Source organism: Streptomyces sp. NPDC047515, from assembly GCF_040643055.1.
GTDB lineage: Bacteria > Actinomycetota > Actinomycetes > Streptomycetales > Streptomycetaceae > Streptomyces.
Map to the genome: position 1 here is coordinate 19,408 of NZ_JBEYTM010000073.1, position 8,917 is coordinate 28,324.

Here is an 8,917-nt window from a genome sequence, read left to right on the forward strand (position 1 = left end):
ATCTCTCATAGCGGCATAGCGTCGACTCAGACCGGAAACCCCGTGTCGTGGCGGTACGTCGTCTTTTACACCTACGTCACGCAACGGCGCGCGACAGGAGCCAGAGGACATGCAGACCAAGCTGGACGAAGCCAAGGCCGAGCTGCTCGCACGGGCCGCCAAGGTAGCTGACAACAGCCCGGGCGGTGGTGTCGGTGGCCCGGGCGCTATCCCCCGGGCGAGTGCCACGGCCGCCGGGGCCGGGCAGGAGCGTCCCGGGCAGGACGTGCTCCTCGCCTACCTCCAGCGCTACTACCTGCACACCGCTCCGGAAGACATCGCGGGCCGCGACCCCGTCGACGTCTTCGGTGCGGCCTCCTCCCACTACCGGCTCGCCGAGAATCGCCCGCAGGGCACGGCGAACGTCCGGGTGCACACCCCGTCGGTCGAGGAGAACGGCTGGACATGCAGCCACTCCGTCGTCGAGGTCGTCACCGACGACATGCCGTTCCTCGTCGACTCCGTCACCAACGAGCTGTCCCGGCAGGGGCGCGGCATCCATCTCGTGATCCACCCGCAGGTCGTCGTGCGCCGCGATGTCACCGGCAAGCTCATCGAGGTCCTCGCCGAGGGCAACGGTCACGCCGCGGGCCCGCAGGGCCGCACGAAGGCCAAGGGTGCCAAGGCCGCCGGGACCGAGCTGCCGCACGACGCGCTCGTCGAGTCCTGGATCCATGTCGAGATCGACCGTGAGACCGACCGCTCCGACCTCCAGCAGATCGCCGCCGATCTGCTGCGGGTGCTGTCCGACGTGCGGGAGACCGTCGAGGACTGGGAGAAGATGCGCGAGGCCGCGCTGCGCATCGCCGACGACCTGCCCGGCGAGCCGCTCGACGACCTCGCCGACGACGAGGTGAACGAGGCCGGGGAGCTGCTGCGCTGGCTCGCCGCCGACCACTTCACCTTCCTCGGCTACCGCGAGTACGAGCTGAAGGAAACCGACTCGCTGGCCGCCGTCCCCGGCACCGGCCTCGGCATCCTGCGCTCCGACCCGCACCACAGCGTCGACGAGGCGCACCCCGTCAGCCCGTCCTTCGACCGGCTGCCCGCCGACGCACGGGCCAAGGCCCGCGAGCGCAAGCTCCTCGTCCTCACCAAGGCCAACAGCCGGTCGACCGTCCACCGCCCCAGCTACCTCGACTACGTCGGCGTGAAGAAGTTCGACGCCGACGGCAACGTCATCGGTGAGCGCCGCTTCCTCGGACTGTTCTCGTCCGCCGCGTACACCGAGTCCGTGCGCCGGGTGCCTGTCATCCGCCGCAAGGTCGCCGAGGTGCTGGAGGGCGCGGGCTTCTCGCCCAACAGCCACGACGGCCGCGACCTGCTCCAGATCCTGGAGACGTACCCGCGCGACGAGCTCTTCCAGACGCCCGTCGACCAGCTGCGTTCCGTCGTCACGTCCGTCCTGTACCTCCAGGAGCGCCGCCGGCTGCGGCTCTACCTGCGTCAGGACGAGTACGGGCGCTACTACTCCGCGATCGTCTACCTGCCCCGCGACCGCTACACCACCGGTGTGCGGCTGCGCCTGATCGACATCCTCAAGGAGGAACTGGGCGGCACCAGCGTCGACTTCACCGCCTGGAACACCGAGTCGATCCTTTCCCGGCTGCACTTCGTCGTCCGCGTCGCCCCCGGCACCGAGCTGCCCGACCTCACCGACGTCGAGGCCGACCGCATCGAGGCCCGGCTCGTCGAGGCCGCCCGCTCCTGGGCCGACGGCTTCCAGGAGGCGCTCGGCGCCGAGTGCGGTGAGGAGCGCGCCGCCGAACTGCTGCGCCAGTACGGCCACTCGTTCCCCGAGGGCTACAAGGCGGACCACACGCCGCGCGCCGCCGTCTCCGACCTGGTCCACCTCGAAGCGCTCAAGAAGGGCGAGAGCGACTTCGCCCTCAGCCTCTACGAGCCGGTCGGCGCCGGTCCCGGCGAACGCCGCTTCAAGATCTACCGGACCGGCGAGCAGGTCTCCCTGTCCGCCGTCCTGCCGGCCCTCCAGCGGCTCGGCGTCGAGGTCGTCGACGAGCGTCCGTACGAGCTGCGCTGCGCCGACGGCGCCCACGCCTGGATCTACGACTTCGGCCTGCGGATGCCGCAGACCAACGGCAACGGCAACTACCTCGCCGACGACGCCCGCGACCGGTTCCAGGACGCCTTCGCCGCCGTGTGGACCGGTGAGGCGGAGAACGACGGCTTCAACTCGCTCGTGCTGGGCGCCGGCTTGAACTGGCGGCAGGCGATGGTGCTGCGCGCCTACGCGAAGTACCTGCGCCAGGCCGGATCGACCTTCAGCCAGGACTACATGGAGAGCACTCTCCGTAACAACGTGCACACCACCCGGCTGCTGGTCTCGCTCTTCGAGGCGCGGATGTCGCCCGAGCGCCAGCGGGCCGGTACGGAGCTGACCGACGGGCTCCTCGAAGAGCTGGACGGTGCCCTGGACCAGGTCGCCTCCCTCGACGAGGACCGGATCCTGCGGTCCTTCCTCACCGTCATCAAGGCCACCCTGCGCACCAACTTCTTCCAGATGTCGGACGACGGCAAGCCGCATTCGTACGTCTCGATGAAGTTCGACCCGCAGTCCATCCCGGATCTGCCCGCGCCCCGCCCGGCCTTCGAGATCTGGGTCTACTCGCCGCGCGTCGAGGGCGTGCATCTGCGCTTCGGCAAGGTCGCGCGAGGCGGTCTGCGCTGGTCGGACCGGCGCGAGGACTTCCGTACGGAGATCCTCGGCCTGGTCAAGGCGCAGATGGTGAAGAACACCGTCATCGTGCCCGTCGGCGCCAAGGGCGGCTTCGTCGCCAAGCAGCTCCCGGACCCGGCCGTCGACCGTGACGCCTGGATGGCCGAGGGCATCGCCTCCTACCGCACCTTCATCTCGGCGCTGCTCGACATCACCGACAACATGGTGGCCGGCGAGGTCGTGCCGCCCAAGGACGTCGTCCGTCACGACGAGGACGACACCTACCTGGTCGTCGCCGCCGACAAGGGCACCGCGAAGTTCTCCGACATCGCCAACGAGGTCGCCGTCTCGTACGGCTTCTGGCTCGGCGACGCGTTCGCCTCCGGCGGCTCCGCCGGCTACGACCACAAGGGCATGGGCATCACCGCCCGCGGCGCCTGGGAGTCCGTCAAGCGGCACTTCCGCGAGCTCGGCCACGACACCCAGACCGAGGACTTCACCGTCGTCGGCGTCGGTGACATGTCGGGTGACGTGTTCGGCAACGGCATGCTGCTCTCCGAGCACATCCGGCTCGTCGCCGCCTTCGACCACCGGCACATCTTCCTCGACCCCACCCCGGACGCCGCCACCTCGTACGCCGAGCGACGCCGCCTCTTCGACCTGCCGCGCAGCTCCTGGGCCGACTACAACAAGGACCTGCTCTCCACGGGCGGCGGCATCCACCCGCGCAGCGCCAAGTCCATCCCGATCAACGCGCACATCCGCGAGGCGCTCGGCATCGAGTCGAGGGTCACCAAGCTGACGCCCGCCGAGCTGATGCAGACCATCCTCAAGGCCCGTGTCGACCTGCTGTGGAACGGCGGCATCGGCACGTACATCAAGTCCTCCGCCGAGTCGAACGCGGACGTCGGCGACAAGGCCAACGACGCGATCCGGGTCAACGGCCACGACCTGCGGGCCAAGGTCGTCGGCGAGGGCGGCAACCTCGGCGCCACCCAGCTCGGCCGGATCGAGTTCGCCCGGGGCGGCGGCCGGATCAACACCGACGCGATCGACAACAGCGCCGGTGTGGACACCTCCGACCACGAGGTGAACATCAAGATCCTGCTCAACGGTCTGGTGCGGGACGGCGACATGACCGTCAAGCAGCGCAACAAGCTGCTCGCCGAGATGACCGACGAGATCGGCCGTCTGGTGCTGCGCAACAACTACGCGCAGAACGTGGCGCTCACCAACGCCACGGCCCAGTCGTCGTCCCTGCTCCACGCCCACCAGCGCTTCATGCGTCGGCTGGTGCGCGACGGGGACCTCGACCGCGGGCTGGAGTTCCTGCCCAGCGACCGGCAGATCCGTGAACTGCTGAACGCGGGCAAGGGGCTCAGCCAGCCCGAGCTGGCCGTGCTGCTCGCGTACACGAAGATCACGGCGGCCCGGGAGCTGATCCGGACCAGCCTGCCGGACGACCCGCACCTGCAGGAGCTGCTGCACGCCTACTTCCCGCAACAACTGCGCGAGCAGTTCCCCGAGGCGGTCGACGGGCACGCGCTGCGTCGCGAGATCATCACCACGGTCCTGGTCAACGACACCGTGAACAGCGGCGGTTCGACCTTCCTGCACCGCCTGCGGGAGGAGACCGGCGCCTCGATCGAGGAGATCGTGCGGGCGCAGTTCGCGGCCCGCGAGATCTTCCACCTCGGCCAGGTGTGGGACGCCGTCGAGGAGCTCGACAACGGGGTCGCCGCCGATGTGCAGACCCGGATCCGGCTGCACTCGCGCCGGCTCGTCGAGCGCGGTTCGCGCTGGCTGCTCGGCAACCGGCCGCAGCCGCTGGAGATCTCCGGGACGATCGACTTCTTCAAGGCCGGTGTCGAGCAGGTCTGGGCCGAGCTGCCCAAGATGCTGATGGGCGCCGACCTGGAGTGGTACCAGTCGATCCTGGAGGAGCTCACCGAGGCGGGTGTCCCGGGCGAGCTGGCCCAGCGGGTCGCCGGATTCTCCTCCGCCTTCCCGGCGCTGGACGTCGTGGCGATCGCGGAGCGCACCGGCAAGGACCCGCTCGCCGTCGCCGAGGTGTACTACGACCTCGCGGACCGGCTGGGCATCACGCAGCTCATGGACCGGATCATCGAGCTGCCGCGGGCCGACCGCTGGCAGTCCATGGCACGGGCTTCCATCCGTGAGGACCTGTACGCCGCGCACGCCGCGCTCACCGCGGACGTGCTGTCCGTGGGCAACGGGGCCTCCACGCCGGAGGAGCGGTTCCAGGCGTGGGAGGAGAAGAACGCGGCGATCCTCACGCGGTCGCGCTCCACGCTGGAGGAGATCCAGGGTTCGGACTCGTTCGACCTGGCGAACCTCTCGGTGGCCATGCGGACGATGCGGACGTTGCTGCGCACGCACGCGTAGCGGGTTCCGAGGGCGGGGCGGTTGCCGGGAGTGCCCGGTGGCCGCCCCGCCCTCGTGTGCCGGACCGGCTCGGGGCCGGTGTCAGTACATGCGGGTGTCGGTCGCCGCGGACGGCGGGGGCGGCCGGCGGCGCTGCCACGCCTGGGCCAGTTCGGTCGGGAAGCGGCGGCCGCTGCGGGCCAGGATCACGCCCTCCACCAGCTGGAGCTCGTCCCCGCCGTGGTACTGCCGCTCGCTCGCGCCGAGCTTCCTCCATGGGCCCGGCCCGGACTTTCCGGCCGTCGGCCGCCATTGCGTGCCGTAGGTGCTGCTGTCGCGTACGCGGACGATGCCGCCGGCCACCCGTAGTTCGACATGGGCGCGGCTGAGAGCCTGTCGGGCGGCCTCTGACCGGGCGGCCACGCCCTGGCACGCACTCCCCCAAGGCCTTGAGGGCCAGGGGGGACCCCCTCCCGCGTTGCCGAAATGCCCTGGTAGCTCCATCCCCGAGCTCTCGGCTTCGTTCGAGCAGGGGAGACCCCATCCGAGGACATCCCGGCGCCTTGGAATCGCACGCACCAGACCGCGTCCGCGTCCGCTGTCCGATCGAAGGCCGCCCGACAGGCTCTGAGGCCGACGGTGCGTCGCTCCGGGACCAGGCCGTGCAGGGCGATGCCGCCCTCGCCCGGTGCCCTGCCCACCTTCACCGTCGAGCCGTCCTCCAGGGTGAACCGGGCCTTCAGCTCGCCCTCCACCAGCAGCTTCAGCTGGACGGTCGCGGTGCGTGGGCCGTCGTCGAGCAGCGGGCGGCCGTGGCTCTGACAGTGCGGCACGCCCCTGACCATGCGCGGCAGCAGGGCGGCGGTGCCCTTGTGGGTGTCGTACAGGGTGCAACGGCCTTCCTCGCAGCGCCAGTTGCGGCTCACCACGTCGAAGCGGGGGGTGCGCCGGGGGCCCAGCAGGCCCATCTTCTTCAGCGCGTCCTCCTCCAGCTTCCTGGAGATGTCCAGCGCGCTGGCCACGCCCAGGTCGACGGGGACCAGCCGGACGGTGCCGTGCCGGGCCGGGACCGGCTCCAGGAAGTCGTCCGTATTGCCCTGGAGCCAGGGGCGCTCCTCGCGGTTGCCGCGGAAGCGGTCGCCGGTGATGACCGGGATGCCGGTGTACTCGCACAGTTCGAGCAGGCGCTCGTCGGCGTCCGGCAGTTCCTCGACCAGACCGCGGTGCACCCAGTGGCCGAGCAGCTGGATGTCGGCGGGATCGGTGAACTCCCGGCGCCCGCCGAGCCGCAGACTGGCATCGGCGACCAGGTAGAGCTTGACGTCCGGATCCCGGGCGAGCTCCTTCGCGGCGTCCATGACGAGCCGCAGCCGGCGCAGGGAACGCGGACCGGGTTCGCCCAGCCCGCGGTTGCGGACGACGTTGGACAGATCGACCAGGAAGCAGGCGGCGTCGAAGTCCGTGGTGAGGCGCTCTTCCCTGCTGCGGCTGTGGGCGCGATCAGCGGCCGGCTGATCACTCGTTGATCTTCCAGAGGGTCAGTTCGGTGTCGAAGCCGGGCACCTTGAAGTCGCCGGGTTCGAGGTGCGAGTCGACGATCTTCAGCATGGCCAGGTTGTTGTCGGACGTCACGGCGCACAGGAGGGTGCCCTTGCCGAGGGCCTTGCCGTCCTTCACTGGTCCTCGTCGAGGTCTTGCATGATGTTGGTGTCCACGGCGTCCCGGCAGGCCTCGGGGGCTGGGGCGGGTACGTGGGCGGGGTGGCGGAGGGGTGGTTCGGGGCGTACGGGGGTGGGCTGTGGGGGACGGTCGGCCCGGTCACGGGCGGCTGGGTGGGCGCGCCCGGCGGCCGGGTCGTCGCCTGTCCGGCCGAAGCGCCCGGGGGAATCGGGTCGGCGGGGAGCGTGGGGCCGGTCGCCGACGGACCCGCGCCCGGCGGGTACGGAGGCACCGTGGCCGCGCCGGTGGGCTGCGGAGGCTGCCGCACGGCCCGTTCACGGCGCTCGATCTCCGCGGCGAGCGGCTCCGGCAGCCGGCCGTCGGACTCCCGCAGCGGCTGGCCCGCCGACCGCTCGCACAGGGCGGCGAGTTCGGCGGGGGTGATGCGCGCCTCCGGATCGGCGGCCAGACAGCGTTCCAGCAACGGGCGCAGTTCCTGCGGGTAGCCGTCCAGCCGCGGCGGCCGGCGTTCGGTGTTGGCGATCTGGGCGGCGACGGTCATCGCCCCGCCCGTTCCGTACGGGTGGCGGCCGGTCGCCGCGAGGGCCGCGATCAGGCCGAGTCAGAAGACATCGGTGGCCGGTCCGACCTGCTCGCCGAGCGCGTGCTCCGGCGACATGAACTGCGGGGTCCCGATCAGTCCGCGGCTGCGGGTGAGCTGGGTGGCGTCGGCGGCGCGGGCGATCCCGAAGTCGATGACGTACGGGCCACTGGCCCCGAGCAGGACGTTGCCCGGCTTCAGATCGCGGTGGACCACCCCGGCCGTGTGGATGGCGCCGAGCGCCTGCGCCGCACAGCCGATGAGCCAGAAGACCGTGGGCAGCGGCAGCGGTCCGTACGCGTCCAGCGCCGAATGGAGCGACATGCCGGGTACGAACACCGAGGCCAGCCAAGGCTGTTGACCGGAGGTGTCGTGGTCGACCACCGGCGCCAGGTGATAGCCCTGCACCCGCCGGGCCGCCCGTACCTCCTGCTCGAAGCGGAGGCGGAACTCCGGGTCGTCGCCGAACTCGCGGCGGATCAGCTTCAGCGCGACGGCCTGGCCGCCGCGGGTGTGCGAGAGCTAGTGCCCCTCCCGGCAAGCTTTGCCCCGTCGCGCCGTCCAGCGCGCACGCTCGCCGCGTTGGCCAAAAGCCCTGGTAGCTCCGCTACAAGGACTTCCGACCGCCTTGCGATCGCACGCACTGGACGACGCTCCTTCCGGGCAAACATTGCCGGTCGCGGCACTAGGTCCGTACTTCGCGGGTAGCTCGTTCAGGTCTGTGGCCAGCGGGGTTGTGTGGGTTCCAGGCCGAGGAGGTCGAGCAGGTGGAGTTGGATGCCCCGGGTGATGGCGATGACGGGTGGGTCGGTGGCGGTGGTGACCCGTAGCCGCAGGTCGGTGAGGTGGTAGAGGATCATGCGGCCGGTGGGCCGCACCTTCTGGCTGCCCGGATAGAGTCCCTGCATCTTCTGGTCGCCTCCGAGTGCCTGGCGGACCTGGCGTTCGATCAGGCAGAACAGCAGCAGGGCCAGGCAGATCACCGTGATCAGTGCGGCGATGCGTTTGTTGTCCTGCACGAAGATGGGGGTGACGGCCAAGGGGCCCTTGAAGTCGCTGTATCTGCGCTCGACCGCGCCCTGGCCCTTGTGCCGGCGTAGTACTTCGCTGGGATCGGCTTGTTCGGGGGTGAGGGTGGTCAGCAGCGCGTACCAGCCGTCGACGGCGGCCTCGGCCTGGAGTACGTCCTGATCGAAGTGCCAGGACAGGGCGGGGCGTCCGGTTTCGTCTGTGGTGATCTCGGTGTGCAGGCAGCCGGAGACCCGGCGGGACTTGGCGATCACGCCGATGCGTGCGGCGATCTTTTCGGGGGTGTTGTAGTAGCGGCCGCCGGCCGAGTGCTGGAGCTTGTCGAGGTCCTCGCGGGCCTTGGCCAGGCGTTTTTCACGCGCCCGCTGCTGGCCTTTGGCGTTGCCGGTGGAGTGCACCAGGATCCGGCGGACCTCGAGCGGGGGATCGCTCTTGCGGGGCCCGGCCAGCAGGTGGGTGTCTTCCAGGACCCGGTAGGTCTCGCGCCGATCGGCGGGGGTGTCCTCGTCGCGGGCCGGGGTGTAGTC

The 8,917-nt window shown here is 70.5% G+C and carries 5 protein-coding genes and 1 pseudogene; 2 read left to right on the forward strand and 4 right to left on the reverse strand.

All coding sequences use genetic code 11. The annotated features are described in order from the left end of the window. Positions 1-109: 109 nt before the first annotated feature. A complete protein-coding gene (locus tag ABZ826_RS34820; RefSeq protein ID WP_361457704.1) occupies positions 110-5,122 on the forward strand; it encodes an NAD-glutamate dehydrogenase in 5,013 nt (1,670 codons plus the stop codon). 185 nt (positions 5,123-5,307) lie between these two features. Here ABZ826_RS34820 and ABZ826_RS34825 read toward each other — a convergent pair whose 3' ends face one another. Both ABZ826_RS34825 and ABZ826_RS34830 read right to left on the reverse strand, forming a co-directional pair. After that, the gene (locus ABZ826_RS34825; protein ID WP_361457707.1) at positions 5,308-6,459 is read right to left on the reverse strand and encodes an FHA domain-containing protein; all 1,152 of its coding nucleotides are present in this window, start codon (positions 6,457-6,459) and stop codon (positions 5,308-5,310) included. Between the two features lie 157 nt (positions 6,460-6,616). Beyond that, positions 6,617-6,778 (reverse strand): hypothetical protein, encoded by a 162-nt coding sequence (locus ABZ826_RS34830; protein ID WP_361457710.1) that lies wholly within the window; start codon positions 6,776-6,778, stop codon positions 6,617-6,619. A 17-nt stretch (positions 6,779-6,795) separates the two neighbouring features. On the opposite strand from ABZ826_RS34830, the gene ABZ826_RS34835 reads away from it, so the two are divergent. Further along, complete coding sequence (locus tag ABZ826_RS34835; RefSeq protein ID WP_361457713.1) at positions 6,796-7,266, forward strand: hypothetical protein; 471 nt, start codon at positions 6,796-6,798, stop codon at positions 7,264-7,266. 116 nt (positions 7,267-7,382) lie between these two features. On the opposite strand, the pseudogene ABZ826_RS34840 reads toward ABZ826_RS34835, so the two are convergent. Both ABZ826_RS34840 and ABZ826_RS34845 read right to left on the reverse strand, forming a co-directional pair. Further along, positions 7,383-7,862: pseudogene (locus tag ABZ826_RS34840) on the reverse strand (serine/threonine-protein kinase); the annotation flags it as partial. Between the two features lie 212 nt (positions 7,863-8,074). Further along, positions 8,075-8,917, reverse strand: an 843-nt coding sequence (locus ABZ826_RS34845) for a hypothetical protein (protein WP_361457716.1), incomplete at its 5' end; no start/stop codon positions are given.